The following is a 13,846-nucleotide window of genomic DNA, read 5'->3' as shown; positions in this document are numbered from 1 at the left end:
ATCCTGCGCAGCGAAGCTGCTGCAGGTTTGCTGGCGGAGGATTCATGACCCCCGACATCTCGCACTGGCGATCATCCGAGCGCTACGAATACGTCGAAGGCCTCGTCTCGCCCGAACTCGCCTGGGAATGGCTGCGCCGGAACGAAGACTATCAGCGCGACTTCGAGGCCGCTCAGCTGGAACCGAACGCCGACACCGCAGCAACCGAGGCGACGAGGTCTCGATGGGGGCTGCGATTTCCTGTTGTCGCCGGCCCTCGACGCCAAAGAGGCCGCGCCCATCTGGGCACCCACCGTGAACACCGGCGTCGTACTACTGACCGCACCGCCCACCATCCTTCCGAAGGACGAGACGTCACAATCCATTGACGCGCAGGCGCCCGGCCAGTCAGACGCGCAAGGCTCCCACTTCGTCCACACCCTCACGAATGGCGAACGGCTTCAGATCGTGCGTCTCGGCGGATTAGGCGCAGACGAAGGCACGGCGGCCGTCATCCCGCTCGGCCCCGAAGGCTTCGATCGGCTCGAGGCCGTAGCCCGTCTCCTGAGTTCGCTCCATGGCCGCTCGATTCCTGCCGACACGCGGCTGACCAAGCAGCAGCGTCAACGTGCTCGACGGATGTTGCAGGCCGTCGACGGTCGTCTCAGCGGCGCCAGCTACCGCGAGATCGCGGCGGCACTGTTCGGCGCACGCGACCTCGCCGATGAACCCTGGAAAACATCCTCGCGCCGGTTCGCCACCATGGACCTCGTGCGCGGCGGCCTCGCCATGATCGCCGGCGGCTATCGACGCCTGCTGAGCCATCGCCGTCGACGCTAGCACGCCTCGTGTGGGGATTTGCTCCCGCCAGCTTCCCACTCCCTCCGCAACTTCGCGGTCCGCCAGGGTAGCCGCCAACCGCCGCTGTCCCCCTGCGGCTCTCGCGCAACCTCGGAGGCCCGATCATGTCACCCAATGGCGCCGGCGTGCCGCAACGCTTTCTCCGCACGCCTGAAGCGGCCCGCTTTCTCGGTCTCTCGGATCGCACGCTCGAGAAGCACCGGACCTACGGCACCGGTCCCGCCTATCGCAAGCTTGGCGGGCGCGTCGTCTACGCGCTCGAGGACCTGAAAGCGTGGGCTGACCGCGGGTTTGTCACCTCGACGTCCGATCCGCGCGGGAGTGTCCTTCCCGCCAAGCGCCATGCCGCCGTCACGCCTGCCTTCGGCGGCGGCCAAGCCCGCTGAGCCGTCCGACATGTCCCCGCGGCAGCGCCCCCTCTCCTTGAGCGAACGATCGCGGCTCGACCCGTTCGTCGTCGCCTCCGGCGACGCCAGTCCGCGCGACCAGCGCGATCTGATGGAGCGGCCCTTCTTCTCGCTCGCCAAGGCCAAGCGTACCTCACCGATCCACTACCAAGCCGGCGACATCCGCGTCGAAGTCTTCGCGGTCCCCGAGCATGGCATGGCGACCATCTGGGATGCCGACATCCTGATCTGGGCCGCGAGCCAGATCGTCGAGGCCGCAAACCTCGGCTTCCAAACGTCACGCTTCCTGCGCTTCACGCCGTATCAACTCCTGACCGCCATCGGGCGCCAGACGGGATCGCGCGACTATCGGCTCCTCAAGGGCGCTCTGGCGCGCCTTCAGTCGACGGTCATCCGCACCACGATCCGCAACGGCGAGCATTGGCGGCGTCAGCAATTCTCCTGGATCAACGAGTGGGGGGAATGCACGACGCGCGACGGCCGCGTAGAGGGCATGGAGTTCGTCCTGCCCGACTGGCTCTATCGGGGCGTCATTGACCGCTCGCTCGTCCTCGCCATCGATCCCGCCTATTTCCGACTGACCGGCGGCATCGAGCGCTGGCTCTATAGGGTCGCCCGGAAGCATGCCGGCCGTCAGCCAGCGGGCTGGACCTTCGAAATCGCGCACCTGCACGCCAAATCGGGCAGCCAGGCGCGTGTTTCCGACTTCGCCATCGACATCCGTCGCATCGTCGCCCGCCAGCCGCTGCCCGGCTATCGCTTGGCTCTGGAGCGCACCGGTCGTCAGGAACGCCTGCACATCCGCCCCATCAACTTGTCCACAGGCCCTGTGGATGGTGTTGTGGATGCGATCGGGACTTCGGGCGCAAATGGTATCGGGATTTCGGGCGTTGCCGGCTCGGGACTTCGGGCGCGGAAATCGCAACTAACCCTCTGGCCTGAAACGGCGATTCCGAGCCTTAACTTAGAATCTAACAACGAATCTAACTTCTTGTTGGAGCGGGGCGACGGTGGAAAACCACCCCGCGGCCGACGGAGCGCGCGGTCATGATCGTCGCGTTGCTCAACCAGAAAGGCGGCGTTGGCAAAACGACGCTCGCCCTTCATCTCGCCGGCGAATGGGCCAGCCGCGATCAACGCGTCATGCTCATCGACGCCGATCCGCAGGGTTCTTCACTCGACTGGTCCGAAGCCCGCGCCCGTGAAGGCCTGCCCCGCCGGTTCGCCGTCATCGGACTGGCGCGTGACACCTTGCACCGCGAAGCGCCCGAACTGGCGCGCGGCGCCGATCATGTGGTGATCGATGGGCCGCCGCGCGTCGCCGGCCTCATGCGCTCGGCCCTGCTTGCCGCCGATCTCATCCTGATCCCGGTTCAGCCGTCGCCCTTCGACGGATGGGCGTCGGCCGAGATGCTGGCATTGCTCCGCGAAGCACGCCTGTTCCGCCCGTCGCTTGTCGCGCGTTTCGTGCTCAACCGCTGCGGCGCGCGCACCGTCATCGCACGCGAAACCGCCAAGGCGCTCGCTGAACACGATCCGCCGGTGCTGGCGAGCGCCATCGGCCAACGCGTCGGCTTCGCGGATGCAGCGCAATCGGGCCGCCTGATCTCCGAACTCGATGGCCAGCGCGCCGGTGCGCGCGAGATCGCAGCGCTTTGCGCCGAAGTTGGAAGGCTCGCACCATGACCAGGCGCAGCTTCGCCGCGCGGCCCGGCAACCCGGACACCTGGATCAAGGCCGCCGACGATCCGCGCGGCCGCAGGGCTGACGCCATCGCCTACACCGCGCGCCTCACGATCGACGTCACGCCGGACCTGCGCGGCCGGATCAAGGTCACCGCGTTCCAGCGCGGCCAAACCGTCGCGGACATGCTGCGCGAGCTCCTCGCGGGCGCGTTTCCTGCCGAGGGGGACGCGCCATGAGCGCACCGGCAATTCATGGCGCAGCGGGCGTTCGGCCGTCATCACCTCCCGGTCGGCTCACCGAGGTCGAACTGGTTTGGCGCGAGAAGCAGATCGAGCACTGGATCCGCTTCGGCCATGCGGTCCACGAACAGATCCTCGACCGACGGCGCCGCGTCCTCAGCTTCCCCGCCGGGGCTGTCTTCGCCTTCGTCCGCTGGGCATCGAATGGCTTTGGCACCGTCGTCTCGCGCATCGACATCCTGCGCGCCGTCAGCGCGGGCGAAGGCTATCAGACGCTACCCTCGGTGCGGCCCGGTGGTGAAATCCTGCTGCAAACGAGCGGCTGGCCGAGCGTCGAGCAGGTGCTGCTTCTGATCGACGCGATCGAAGCGCTCGACATCGATCCCGCCGAAGCTGCGCCTGACTATTGGTGCCATGTCCATAACCGGCTCGCCGTCGGGCACGCCCCGCGATCCTACTGCCGACAGCAGCACCGCGCCTGGCGCTTGCGACAGAGGGCCGAGCCATGACGCGCGCCGGCTACCTGCTGACGGCCACGGGCGCCGCGCTCCTGCTGATCACGCCGGCCATGGTGCACGTTGCACCGCGGCTCGTCTGGAACGCATCGGCCAGCGTCCCGGTCGGTCTCTACGAGATCGGCCCGGCGACATCGCTCGAAGTCACCGACCTTGTCGCGGTCAATGCGCCGGAGCCGCTTGCCGCATTCCTCGCGGACCGGGGCTATCTGCCACGCGGCGTGCCGCTCTTGAAGCGCGTTGCCGCACTTCCCGGGCAAACGGTCTGCCGTTCGGGCGCTGACATCACCGTCGACGGAATCACAGTCGGCAATGCGCTCGACCGCGACCGTCTGGGACGCACGCTGCCTATGTGGAGAGGCTGCCACCCGATCGGCGCGAGCGAACTCTTCCTCATGAACATCGGCGTCCGGGACAGCCTGGACGGCCGCTACTTCGGGCCTCTCGCCGTCAACACCGTGATCGGCCGGGCCACGCCTCTCTACACCGACGAAGACGGCGACGGTCGCTTCGTCTGGCGCGCGCCGACGCGGTGACGGCGCAGCCATGACCTGTTCCACCGCATCGCCAAGGAGGTTGCCATGAGCCTGATCGGACAATTCACCCGCACCAAGAACGGCTATGGTGGCCGCATTCGCACACTCGCCCTCGACGCCGCTCTGGTGCTCGTGCCGGCGGAGCACTCCGACGCCGAGAACGCGCCCGACTATCGCGTTCACCTCGGCGATGATGCCGATGGGCCGGAAGTGGGGGCGGGATGGAAGCGCACCGGCGAGAAGGCCGGCGAATATGTGTCGTTGCAGCTCGACGATCCGACCTTCGCGCAGCCATTCCGAGCCAACCTGTTCCAGTCGGCCGACGACAAATCAGCATGGGGTCTCTACTGGAACCGGCCGACCAAGCGCAGCGAGCGGGACTGATCGATGCGCGTCTCCCGTCGCCAGCCCGCTGCCGGAGCGAAAGGGGCCGCCCGCCGACTGCCCTTCCTTCTCCTTTCCGGCCTGGCCTTTGCCGGCGCGATGCCCGCGCCGTCTCTGGCGCAGACCTCGGTCATCGAGCGACCCGCGGCAGGCTCGGCTTACACACGAGCGGTCGCCGAGGCAGCGCAGCGGTTCGGCATTCCCGAACGCTGGATCTGGGCAGTCATGCGCGTCGAGAGCGGCGGTCGTGTCCGCGCGGTCTCACCCAAAGGCGCGATGGGACTCATGCAGGTCATGCCCGCGACCTGGGCGGATCTGCGGGCGCGCCACGGTCTGGGGGCCGATCCCTTTGACCCGCGCGACAACATCCTTGCTGGCGCAGCCTATCTGCGCGAAATGCACGATCGCTACGGCGCGCCGGGCTTCCTCGCGGCCTACAATGCCGGCCCCGGGCGCTACGATGACTATCTCTCGGCTGGCCGCGCGCTGCCCGCCGAGACCATCGCCTACGTGGCCGCGATCGCGCCGTTGATCGGCAGTGAGCCGCTCGCTGCCGGCGTCGCTGTCGCGACCGTCGACCCGCTTGCGTGGACTCGGTCTCCATTGTTTGTCGCGCGCTCCGACGGCAGCGTTGCAGCAGAACGATCGCAGCCCGACCGTCAAAGGAACGGCAGCCGAACGGCAGATCCGCAGCAGCCCCCGATCGCCGGTTCGACGCAAACGGCAGGCATCTTCGTGACCCGCGCAGATGATGGGGGGCGCCCATGACCAGAATCGCACTCCGGCGCGGTGTAGCGATCTCCCGGAAAGAGGCGGCATCGGGCGGTTGGGGCGAGGCAGACACGACCAACAGACGGCGAGATAAAAGCGGCTCGCCACTCGCGTGCAAGCCATTGCTTTCGCATGGCTTTTCACGTGCCGGTCGGTCGGGGGCAGTGCTGGTTCCGGCTATTTTCCACGCTATTTCAAGGACATTGCCGGCACTGTCCTGCGTTTGGCCCGCCGGAGGCCGGCGATGAGCGACGGCGACAGCGACTTCCGAGTCCGGCCAGGCCGGATCGGTTCGACGCGGGCGCCGAAGCCCAAGAGCTTCATCAACCAAGTCCTGCGCGCCGCCAAGCGCTCGGGGCATGTCGGCACCGGCGGCGGTCCGGGTCGCAAGGCGTCCGGCTATGGCCGTTCGAGCTTCGGGCGCGGACGGATTGCCTTCAGCCGCGCGCGGCTTTTCAGCTCGTCGCGCCGCGTCGTCGTCAAGGCGCGGATCGCCCGCCACCAGGGCCGGGCCTTTCGGTCTGCGCCGCTCAATGCTCACCTCTCTTATCTCAAGCGCGACGGCGTCACGCGCGACGGTGAAAAGGCCGTGATGTTCGATGCCGACAGCGACCGCGCCGATGACGCTGGTTTCGCCGCGCGCTCGAAGGACGACCGGCACCATTTCCGCTTCATCATCTCGCCCGAGGACGCCGGCGAGATGACGGATCTGCGCGCCTTCACGCGCGACCTCGCGCGCCAAATGGAAGCCGACCTCGGGACCCGGCTCGATTGGGTCGCGGTCGATCACTGGAACACCGACAATCCCCACGTCCACCTGCTGGTGCGAGGCGTTGACGCCCAGGGCGCCGACCTCGTCATCTCACGCGACTACATCAGCCGCGGCTTGCGATCCCGGGCCGAGGATCTCGTGTCGATCGAACTCGGCCCGAAGCCGGAGCACGAGATCAAGACGGCGCTCGAGCGCGAAATCACGGCCGAGCGCTGGACGCGCCTCGATGTCGAGATTCGCATCGCCGCCGACGAGACCGGCTTCATCGATCTTCGTCCCGAGCAATCCGGTGCCGGTGATCCCCAGACCCGCCGGCTCATGATCGGCCGACTCCAGCACCTGGAGAAGATGGGCCTCGCGTCATCCGCCAGCCCCGGCGAGTGGATGGTCGGCCTCGACGCCGAACGCCAGTTGCGCGACCTCGGGCTTCGCGGGGACATCATCAAGACCATGCACCGCGCCTTCGCCGAGCGTGGTGAGGATCGCGCTGTCGCCGACTATGTCATCGAAGGGGGGAGCGGACAGGCGCCGATCATCGGGCGGCTGGTCGATCGCGGCCTGCACGACGAGCTGACGGGCGAAGCCTATGCGGTGATCGACGGCACCGACGGCCGCGCCCACCATGTCCGGTTCCGCGGTGTCGAAGCCTTCGAGCATGCGCCTGCGATCGGCGGCATCGTGGAAGTTCGGCGCTTTGGCCGATCCGATGAGCCGCGCCCGACGCTTGTTCTCGCTCCCCGGTCAGACCTCGAACTCGGTCAGCAGATCAAGGCGCCGGGGGCCACCTGGCTGGACCATCGGCTCGTGGAAGCGGATCCCATGCCGCTGTCGATGGGAGGCTTTGGGCGGGAAGTGCGCGACGCCCTGCAGGCACGGGCCGAGCATCTCGCCGACCAAGGCCTCGGTCGCCGCCAAGGCCAGCGGATCATCCTGCAACGCGACCTCCTCGCCACGCTGCGGCGGCGCGAACTGGATGCGGTCGGGGCGCACCTCTCCGCCGAGACCGGTCTGGCGCACTTGAAGCCGGCCGCCGGTGATCAGGTCGCGGGCATCTACCGCCAGCGTCTCGACCTCTCCTCCGGCCGGTTCGCGATGATCGACAACGGCCTCGGCTTCCAGCTCGTACCCTGGTCCCGCGAGATCGAACGCAAGCTCGGCCAGCATGTCGCTGGCGCCGTGAAGGACGGCGGCGGCATCGAATGGGGCCTCGGCCGCAAGCGCGGGCTCGCCCTCTAGCCAGCAAGGAAGAAAGGACCGCCGCCGATGTCCGCGACGAAAATCCTCTGGGGCCAGATCACCACCGTGTTCCTCATCGTGCTGCTCACGACCTGGGGCGCGACCCAATGGACCGCCTGGCGGCTCGGCTTTCAGGCTCAGCTCGGCACGCCGTGGTTCGAGCTGGCGGGTTGGCCAATCTACTACCCGCCTGCTTTCTTCTGGTGGTGGTATTTCTACGACGCCTATGCCCCGCCGATCTTTGTTGAAGGCGCAATGATCGCCGCCTCAGGCGGCTTCATCTCCATCGCCGTCGCCATCGCGATGTCGGTATGGCGTGCCCGTGAGGCGAAGAATGTCGAGACCTATGGCTCGGCCCGCTGGGCTGAACTCCGGGAGGTGAAGGCAGCGGGCCTGCTCGGACCCGATGGCGTCGTCCTCGGCAAGCTCGGCGACGCCTATCTCCGGCACGATGGACCGGAGCATGTCCTGTGCTTCGCACCGACCCGATCGGGCAAGGGTGTCGGCCTCGTCGTTCCCACGCTCCTCACGTGGCCGGGCTCCGCCATCGTCCACGACATCAAGGGCGAGAACTGGCAGCTGACCGCCGGCTTCCGCGCGAGGCACGGCCGCGTCCTGCTGTTCGATCCCACCAACGCCAAATCGGCCGCCTACAACCCGCTCCTGGAAGTGCGACGCGGCGAGTGGGAAGTCCGCGACGTGCAGAATGTCGCCGACGTTCTCGTCGATCCCGAGGGCTCGCTCGACAAGCGCAATCACTGGGAGAAGACGAGCCATTCTTTGCTCGTCGGCGCCATCCTGCATGTGCTGTACGCGGAAGAGGAGAAGACGCTCGCCGGTGTCGCCTCCTTCCTGTCGGACCCGCGCCGTCCGATCGAAGCCACGCTGAAGGCGATGATGACGACGCCGCATCTCGGACCCAGCGGCCCTCATCCCGTCGTGGCATCGACGGCGCGCGAGCTCCTCAACAAGAGCGACAACGAGCGCTCGGGCGTCCTGTCCACCGCCATGTCCTTCTTGGGCCTCTATCGCGACCCGGTGGTGGCGGAAGTGACGCGCCGCTGCGACTGGCGGATCGCCGACCTCATCGCCGATGAGAAGCCAGCAACGCTCTACCTCGTGGTTCCGCCATCCGACATCTCCCGGACGAAGCCGTTGATCCGGCTCGTGCTCAACCAGATCGGCCGACGCCTGACCGAGGATCTGCATGCGCGAGACCGGCGGCATCGCGTGCTAATGATGCTGGACGAGTTTCCAGCTCTCGGCCGCCTCGACTTCTTCGAGAGCGCGCTCGCCTTCATGGCGGGTTACGGCCTGAAGTCATTCCTCATCGCCCAGTCGCTGAACCAGATCGAAAAGGCCTATGGCCCGAACAACGCGATCCTCGACAACTGCCACGTGCGCGTGAGCTTCGCCACCAATGACGAACGCACCGCCAAGCGCGTGAGCGACGCCCTCGGTACGGCGACCGAGATGAAGGCGATGCGGAACTATGCCGGGCATCGGCTCAGCCCCTGGCTCGGTCATCTGATGGTCTCGCGCTCGGAGACGGCACGACCGCTCCTCACACCCGGCGAGGTGATGCAGCTGCCGGCCACAGACGAGATCGTCATGGCCGCCGGTGTCCATCCCATCCGAGCCAAGAAGGCCCGTTACTTCGAGGATCGCCGCTTCAAGGAGCGCATCCTGCCATCGCCCGACCCAGCGAAATGTGGGCGTTCGGCCCGAAAGGATGCCTGGTCCGAGTTGAAGCCGCAGCGGCCCGACGCAGTGCTCGCGGCTGAGCTCGACAAGGCGGAGGACGCTGCCAATGGCGGGCTGCGGCGCGAGCCGGAGCTGCCCGACCATGTCGCGATCGCCAAGGAAACAACCGGACCTGCCGCGGCCGACGAGTTTTCCATCATGCTGGACGATGAGCCGGAAGACGCGGCGCGGCAGCGTCAGGCGCTGCGCCAGCAGATGCGCGGCGTGGCGAGACAGGTCGCGCTCGATCCCAATGACGGCATCGATCTGTGAGGCAACCATGCGCGACCGGATGAACGTTTATTTCCCGCCCGAGATGCTCCGCCAGATCGCCGATCTCGCCGACCGCAAGAAGCTCTCCCGCTCCGCGATCGTCGAAGCGGCGGTTGCGTCATTCCTGTCACCTGATGGCGCGGACAAGCGCGAGGCCGCGTTCGCGCGCCGCCTCGATCGCCTGTCGCGCCAGGTCCAGCGCTTGGAGCGCGACCTCGGCGTGACCGCAGAGACACTGGCCCTCTTCGTCCGGTTCTGGCTGACGATCACGCCGCCCTTGCCGAACGATGCTCAAGCATCAGCACAGGCCAAAGGGCGGGAACGCTACGAGGGATTCATCGAGACGCTAGGGCGGCGCCTGCAAAAGGGGCAGAGCTTCTTGAGGGAGATTCCCGACGATATCAGCGGGGTGGACGCACCAGATGGCTAACGTACCGTTCGGAGTGGCTTATCCCAGGCGTTCAAGGAGAGTTCGGTAATCCTCAATGCCATGCTCTCGCATCGCCTCAATGGCTTCGACGCGGGTCCTTCGACCCAATTCGGTATCCTCGACGAAGCGCGTGCCCCTCAGCGCGGCGACATGAGCTGTGGCCAGCCCATGATATTCGGCGCCGGCAATGACGGTCGCGAGGTACCAATCGAAAGGCCGTAATGTGTGGTCCAACGAGGTGCCCAGATAGCTGCTCGCCGGAACGGTGCTTCCCTCGATGGCGAAAGTGTCGTCGCGCCGGTAGCCAGAGCCTACCCCCTCGTGCCGGTCCAACCGCTCTCGTTCGGCCAGATCAATCTCGAAAATGACCCCGGGCACGGCAGAATTCGGGGCGATAACCAGGGTCGCCTTTCCTGAACCGTCCTTACTCGCCTTCGAAAACGCAAGACTCCAGGCGCGTGCAACTCCCGTCCTGACGACCTTCGCCGACGGGCAACGGCCAAGCAGACGTGCCGGCAACATGTTGGAGCCATAAGCGAAGTAGAGAAATGTCATTGGCCATTGCTCCCTTCGACATTCTCCCCATCGCGCAGATGGCTGGCCGAGCGGCCGGGCTCCACCACTGTCAGTGCGCAGCGCTCCGCTCGTTCGCGGACCATCGCGGCAAGGCTTTCGATGGCCGCCCGATCGAAGCCGGGGCGCACCAACTCGGCGGCAACCTGGCCTGTTCGCGCAATCATGCCTTTGCTGATCTCCGCGATCCGCCTGCGTATCAGCGGCAGGCCGACACCCGCTTCCGCCGCGAACGCTGCCCACCCCTTCGCGTCCAGTTCGGCAAGCGTCGCCCGTTTCCCGATCTTCATGGCGAATTTCGGCGACAGATCGGGATAGGCGACGGTCGCAAGCAAATCATAGAGCGGGGCGAGGCGTGGACCTTCGGCGTCATAGAGGATCGAGAAATTTTTGCCGTGTGCGTCGGCGTTCCCGGCGATCACATTGAAGATCACCGCATCGAGAAGCTTCAGGACATCGACAGCGGGCCTTGCGGCGACGCGGCGGAGCAGCGCGAAGCAATCCTTGAAGGTCGGGCCACCTTCGCTCGCATATTTGGTCTCCGGTGGCACGCCGAGCGCCTGGCAGAAATCTTCCTGGTGGATGCGACGCACCCCTTCATCGTCGCCGATGACGCGGTCATAGCGCTGGACCAGCAGAAACGTTCGATCCTGAACAATGCGCGCTTCCACCGGCGCGACATCGAGACCAATTGCGGCAGCAAGGCGCATCACGAACGCCTCGTTCTCGGTCGTGGCCGTGAAGCGGGATATTGGCGGCTTGAGAATATGCGTCGTGGGCTGGCCCGGCGCAGGCAACGCCACCGCCCCGTCCACCAGAACCACAGGCACCTTCGATTGCGCGCCAGCGAGAGAGAGACGGAGTCCTTCCTCGCCTGCGAGCAATGGGCGGACGGGCAGCGCGTCCAGCACCCGGATCAGGCCCGCATCGTCAAGCCGGGTTGGCCTTTGATCGGGGGCAAGAGTGGCCGGTACTTCGCCGGGCGGCAGAAGCTGGAGCGCGCCTGCCACATCGCCGCCGAGGCGATCAAGAAGGGCGAAATCATTGGCGCGCGACACGCCGAGTGCCTGAGCCGCAGCGTCGCGCTGGCTTTCCTCCGGCAAGAGACCGCCGAAAAACGGTCTGCACTCGCGACGACTGAACGGCTCCGCCCGCTTTGGCAGTGAGGCGGACAAGGGCTGCGCCGCCTCATCACTCAGCCACTCCAGCGCATAGGCGAAGCCGAGTTCACCGTGCTTGTCCTGCGTCAGCTGACCCACCAGGCGCCCGTCCCACCAGATATCGAGGGTGCGCGTCATCCCTTCCGCGCTCCTTTGGGATCGGGCGGCGGTGTGATATCGAGCGAGCAGCCCAACGCGGCTAGGACCTGAAGTGTCTTGCCGATCTGCGCGGTCGACTTGCCCGCTTCGAGATCGACGATGAAGCGCAGGCCGACGCCAGCTGCGCCGGCAAGCTCGTCCTGCCGCAGGCCAGCGGCCTTGCGGGTTGTCCGGACAATGTCGCCGATCTCGGCGGTGGTGAGGTTGCGTCTGGTCATGATATTTACCGAACGGGAAAGTATCATGGATTTCTGAAGAATGTCTATAAGAATTTCCCGCTCGGGAAAGCTTGCGCCTCAGGGTAGCTCCTGGGTCTGAATTATTCCCGCTCGGGAAAACGCGCCGGTCGGGAGCCTCAGATGCTGCCGCGGCTCGACGCCGGTCCGCCGATCACCTGTCTTTCTTCGCCACAGTACGATGACCCCCTGAGCGTTGTTGCAACGCCCCAATTCCTGCCTTTCTTACTCATCCCCGATCCAGGGCCGCGCATCGCGCGGGCCCGCAAGCGAACGGGGACGACGTGGCGGTCAACCATCAGCAATCGGAAGCAGCCTCACGCGGTGCACGCATGCTGCGCACCGCGCTGGGGCCTGCGGTCGCCCGATTCCTGGAAGACCCCGCGATCGTCGAGGTCATGCTCAACCCCGATGGGCGGCTCTGGGTCGACCGGCTCTCTGACGGCCTGTCCGATACGGGGGAACGACTTTCGGCCGCAGATGGCGAACGCATCATCCGCCTCGTCGCCCATCATGTCGGTGCCGAGGTGCATGACCGACGGCCGCGTGTCTCGGCTGAACTGCCCGAAACCGGCGAGCGCTTCGAAGGCCTGCTGCCGCCGGTCGTAACGGCTCCGGTCTTCGCGATTCGCAAGCCTGCAGTCGCCGTCTTCACGCTCGACGACTATGTCGCCGCCAGCATCATGACGGCCGACCAAGCCGTCATCCTCCGGCAGGCGGTCGCAGCGCGCGCCAACATCCTCGTCGCCGGCGGAACCAGCACCGGCAAGACCACGCTGACCAATGCCCTGCTGGCCGAGGTCGCGAAGACAACCGACCGCGTCATCGTCATCGAAGACACCCGCGAGCTGCAATGCCGGGCGCAGAACACCATCGCCATGCGCACCAAGGACGGCGTCGCGACCCTGTCCGACCTCGTGCGCTCCTCGCTGCGGCTGCGGCCGGATCGGATACCGATCGGCGAGGTGCGTGGGTCTGAGGCGCTCGATCTCCTGAAAGCTTGGGGCACCGGCCATCCTGGCGGGATCGGGACGATCCACGCGGGCACCGCGCTCGGCGCGCTGCGCCGCCTCGAGCAGCTCATCCAGGAAGCTGTCGTCACCGTCCCCCGGGCGCTGATCGCCGAGACCATCGATCTGGTGGCCGTGCTCTCCGGCCGCGGCGCTGCGCGGCGTCTCACAGAACTCGCCCGCGTCGAAGGGCTCGGGACGGACACCGACTACCGCCTTTCCCCCGCAACCCAGCCTCCCGACCCAAAAGGAGAACCCGCATGATCCGACATATCGCGCGCGGCCATCAGCGCCTCGCAACTGCCGCCACGGCGCTGACCCTAAGCTTTCTTCTGGCGCCCGCCGCCCACGCATCCGGCTCCTCGATGCCCTGGGAAGCGCCGCTGCAGTCCATCCTCCAGTCGATCGAGGGACCGGTCGCCAAGATTATCGCGGTGATCATCATCATCGTCACAGGCTTGACGCTGGCGTTCGGCGACACGAGCGGAGGATTTCGGCGTCTCATCCAGATCGTCTTCGGCCTGTCGATCGCCTTCGCGGCGTCCAGCTTCTTCCTGTCGTTCTTCTCATTCGGCGGCGGGGCACTCGTCTGATGGCGGGCCTCCTGCAACATCCCGATGAGGTCGCGGGCTTCTCGGTTCCGGTCCACCGCGCGCTGACCGAGCATATCCTGCTGGGCGGCGCACCGCGCAGCATCGCCATCATGAACGGCACACTCGCCGGCGCTGTCGGTCTCGGATTGCGGCTATGGCTGGTTGGTCTCCTCATTTGGGCGATCGGCCATTTCGCCGCCGTTTGGGCAGCAAAGCGCGATCCGCTCTTTGTCGAAGTGGGCCGCCGGCATCTGCGCATTCCGGGCCATCTCTCGGTGTGAGG

Annotated in this window: 19 protein-coding genes; 16 read left to right on the top strand and 3 right to left on the bottom strand. The window is 66.5% G+C overall.

The features are described from left to right. Positions 1-44 precede the first annotated feature (44 nt). The 13 genes from K9U40_RS02075 to K9U40_RS02015 all read left to right on the top strand — a co-directional run bounded on the left by K9U40_RS02075 (position 45) and on the right by K9U40_RS02015 (position 9,832). Positions 45-368, top strand: a complete 324-nt coding sequence (locus K9U40_RS02075) for a transcriptional regulator domain-containing protein (protein WP_282888596.1) — start codon at positions 45-47, stop codon at positions 366-368. Then, positions 295-819 carry a DUF2285 domain-containing protein gene (locus K9U40_RS02070; protein WP_282888595.1) on the top strand — a complete coding sequence of 175 codons (525 nt, stop codon included), beginning with the start codon at positions 295-297 and terminating at the stop codon, positions 817-819. Before K9U40_RS02075 ends, K9U40_RS02070 begins: the two co-directional genes overlap by 74 nt. 125 nt (positions 820-944) lie before the next feature. Further along, a complete protein-coding gene (locus K9U40_RS02065; protein WP_011579870.1) occupies positions 945-1,226 on the top strand; it encodes a helix-turn-helix transcriptional regulator in 282 nt (93 codons plus the stop codon). Between the two features lie 10 nt (positions 1,227-1,236). After that, the gene (locus tag K9U40_RS02060) at positions 1,237-2,298 is read left to right on the top strand and encodes a replication initiator protein A (protein ID WP_282888594.1); all 1,062 of its coding nucleotides are present in this window, start codon (positions 1,237-1,239) and stop codon (positions 2,296-2,298) included. Continuing rightward, positions 2,295-2,933 carry a ParA family partition ATPase gene (gene parA / locus K9U40_RS02055; RefSeq protein ID WP_282888593.1) on the top strand — a complete coding sequence of 213 codons (639 nt, stop codon included), beginning with the start codon at positions 2,295-2,297 and terminating at the stop codon, positions 2,931-2,933. Before K9U40_RS02060 ends, parA begins: the two co-directional genes overlap by 4 nt. Beyond that, positions 2,930-3,169, top strand: a complete 240-nt coding sequence (locus K9U40_RS02050) for a ribbon-helix-helix protein (RefSeq protein ID WP_282888592.1) — start codon at positions 2,930-2,932, stop codon at positions 3,167-3,169. Before parA ends, K9U40_RS02050 begins: the two co-directional genes overlap by 4 nt. Then, the gene (locus K9U40_RS02045) at positions 3,166-3,681 is read left to right on the top strand and encodes a DUF2840 domain-containing protein (protein WP_282888591.1); all 516 of its coding nucleotides are present in this window, start codon (positions 3,166-3,168) and stop codon (positions 3,679-3,681) included. Before K9U40_RS02050 ends, K9U40_RS02045 begins: the two co-directional genes overlap by 4 nt. Further along, complete coding sequence (locus K9U40_RS02040; protein ID WP_282888590.1) at positions 3,678-4,223, top strand: S26 family signal peptidase; 546 nt, start codon at positions 3,678-3,680, stop codon at positions 4,221-4,223. The genes K9U40_RS02045 and K9U40_RS02040 overlap by 4 nt, the downstream gene beginning before the upstream one ends. Positions 4,224-4,268: 45 nt before the next feature. Then, positions 4,269-4,607, top strand: coding sequence for a DUF736 domain-containing protein (locus K9U40_RS02035; RefSeq protein WP_282888589.1), 339 nt, complete (start codon positions 4,269-4,271; stop codon positions 4,605-4,607). 3 nt (positions 4,608-4,610) lie between these two features. After that, entirely contained in the window at positions 4,611-5,375 is a 765-nt protein-coding gene (locus K9U40_RS02030) for a lytic transglycosylase domain-containing protein (protein ID WP_282888588.1), read from the top strand. A gap of 247 nt (positions 5,376-5,622) precedes the next feature. After that, a complete protein-coding gene (locus K9U40_RS02025; protein ID WP_282888587.1) occupies positions 5,623-7,386 on the top strand; it encodes a relaxase/mobilization nuclease domain-containing protein in 1,764 nt (587 codons plus the stop codon). Between the two features lie 27 nt (positions 7,387-7,413). Then, entirely contained in the window at positions 7,414-9,402 is a 1,989-nt protein-coding gene (locus tag K9U40_RS02020) for a conjugal transfer protein TraG (RefSeq protein ID WP_282888586.1), read from the top strand. Between the two features lie 7 nt (positions 9,403-9,409). Beyond that, entirely contained in the window at positions 9,410-9,832 is a 423-nt protein-coding gene (locus K9U40_RS02015) for a CopG family transcriptional regulator (RefSeq protein WP_282888585.1), read from the top strand. Positions 9,833-9,850: 18 nt separating this feature from the next. Here K9U40_RS02015 and K9U40_RS02010 read toward each other — a convergent pair whose 3' ends face one another. Genes K9U40_RS02010 through K9U40_RS02000 form a run of 3 tightly spaced genes read right to left on the bottom strand, consistent with a single transcriptional unit; the run spans position 9,851 to position 11,942 of the window. Further along, on the bottom strand, positions 9,851-10,387 hold the full coding sequence (locus K9U40_RS02010) for a gamma-glutamylcyclotransferase family protein (RefSeq protein WP_282888584.1): 537 nt from the start codon (positions 10,385-10,387) through the stop codon (positions 9,851-9,853). Beyond that, positions 10,384-11,703: a type II toxin-antitoxin system HipA family toxin gene (locus tag K9U40_RS02005; RefSeq protein ID WP_282888583.1), complete on the bottom strand. Its 1,320-nt coding sequence runs from the start codon at positions 11,701-11,703 to the stop codon at positions 10,384-10,386. Before K9U40_RS02005 ends, K9U40_RS02010 begins: the two co-directional genes overlap by 4 nt. After that, positions 11,700-11,942: a helix-turn-helix transcriptional regulator gene (locus K9U40_RS02000; protein ID WP_282888582.1), complete on the bottom strand. Its 243-nt coding sequence runs from the start codon at positions 11,940-11,942 to the stop codon at positions 11,700-11,702. Before K9U40_RS02000 ends, K9U40_RS02005 begins: the two co-directional genes overlap by 4 nt. Before the next feature lie 302 nt (positions 11,943-12,244). Between K9U40_RS02000 and trbB the strand changes: the two genes are divergently transcribed. Genes trbB through K9U40_RS01985 form a run of 3 tightly spaced genes read left to right on the top strand, consistent with a single transcriptional unit; the run spans position 12,245 to position 13,844 of the window. Beyond that, positions 12,245-13,234 (top strand): P-type conjugative transfer ATPase TrbB, encoded by a 990-nt coding sequence (gene trbB / locus K9U40_RS01995; RefSeq protein WP_282888581.1) that lies wholly within the window; start codon positions 12,245-12,247, stop codon positions 13,232-13,234. Beyond that, the gene (locus tag K9U40_RS01990; RefSeq protein WP_035599872.1) at positions 13,231-13,563 is read left to right on the top strand and encodes a TrbC/VirB2 family protein; all 333 of its coding nucleotides are present in this window, start codon (positions 13,231-13,233) and stop codon (positions 13,561-13,563) included. Before trbB ends, K9U40_RS01990 begins: the two co-directional genes overlap by 4 nt. Next, entirely contained in the window at positions 13,563-13,844 is a 282-nt protein-coding gene (locus K9U40_RS01985; RefSeq protein ID WP_035599869.1) for a VirB3 family type IV secretion system protein, read from the top strand. Before K9U40_RS01990 ends, K9U40_RS01985 begins: the two co-directional genes overlap by 1 nt. The last annotated feature ends 2 nt before the right edge of the window (positions 13,845-13,846 follow it).

It is taken from the genome of Xanthobacter autotrophicus (genome assembly GCF_030015065.1).
GTDB lineage: Bacteria > Pseudomonadota > Alphaproteobacteria > Rhizobiales > Xanthobacteraceae > Xanthobacter > Xanthobacter autotrophicus_D.
Note: the sequence above shows the minus strand (reverse complement) of the source record. Positions and strands in the feature narration are given on the sequence as shown.

Coding starts and splice junctions, on each gene's coding strand:
- K9U40_RS02075 (WP_282888596.1), top strand. CDS start 45: ATGACCCCCGACATCTCGCACTGGCGATCATCCGAGCGCTACGAATAC.
- K9U40_RS02065 (WP_011579870.1), top strand. CDS start 945: ATGTCACCCAATGGCGCCGGCGTGCCGCAACGCTTTCTCCGCACGCCT.
- K9U40_RS02060 (WP_282888594.1), top strand. CDS start 1,237: ATGTCCCCGCGGCAGCGCCCCCTCTCCTTGAGCGAACGATCGCGGCTC.
- parA (WP_282888593.1), top strand. CDS start 2,295: ATGATCGTCGCGTTGCTCAACCAGAAAGGCGGCGTTGGCAAAACGACG.
- K9U40_RS02050 (WP_282888592.1), top strand. CDS start 2,930: ATGACCAGGCGCAGCTTCGCCGCGCGGCCCGGCAACCCGGACACCTGG.
- K9U40_RS02045 (WP_282888591.1), top strand. CDS start 3,166: ATGAGCGCACCGGCAATTCATGGCGCAGCGGGCGTTCGGCCGTCATCA.
- K9U40_RS02040 (WP_282888590.1), top strand. CDS start 3,678: ATGACGCGCGCCGGCTACCTGCTGACGGCCACGGGCGCCGCGCTCCTG.
- K9U40_RS02035 (WP_282888589.1), top strand. CDS start 4,269: ATGAGCCTGATCGGACAATTCACCCGCACCAAGAACGGCTATGGTGGC.
- K9U40_RS02030 (WP_282888588.1), top strand. CDS start 4,611: ATGCGCGTCTCCCGTCGCCAGCCCGCTGCCGGAGCGAAAGGGGCCGCC.
- K9U40_RS02025 (WP_282888587.1), top strand. CDS start 5,623: ATGAGCGACGGCGACAGCGACTTCCGAGTCCGGCCAGGCCGGATCGGT.
- K9U40_RS02020 (WP_282888586.1), top strand. CDS start 7,414: ATGTCCGCGACGAAAATCCTCTGGGGCCAGATCACCACCGTGTTCCTC.
- K9U40_RS02015 (WP_282888585.1), top strand. CDS start 9,410: ATGCGCGACCGGATGAACGTTTATTTCCCGCCCGAGATGCTCCGCCAG.
- K9U40_RS02010 (WP_282888584.1), bottom strand. CDS start 10,387: ATGACATTTCTCTACTTCGCTTATGGCTCCAACATGTTGCCGGCACGT.
- K9U40_RS02005 (WP_282888583.1), bottom strand. CDS start 11,703: ATGACGCGCACCCTCGATATCTGGTGGGACGGGCGCCTGGTGGGTCAG.
- K9U40_RS02000 (WP_282888582.1), bottom strand. CDS start 11,942: ATGACCAGACGCAACCTCACCACCGCCGAGATCGGCGACATTGTCCGG.
- K9U40_RS01990 (WP_035599872.1), top strand. CDS start 13,231: ATGATCCGACATATCGCGCGCGGCCATCAGCGCCTCGCAACTGCCGCC.
- K9U40_RS01985 (WP_035599869.1), top strand. CDS start 13,563: ATGGCGGGCCTCCTGCAACATCCCGATGAGGTCGCGGGCTTCTCGGTT.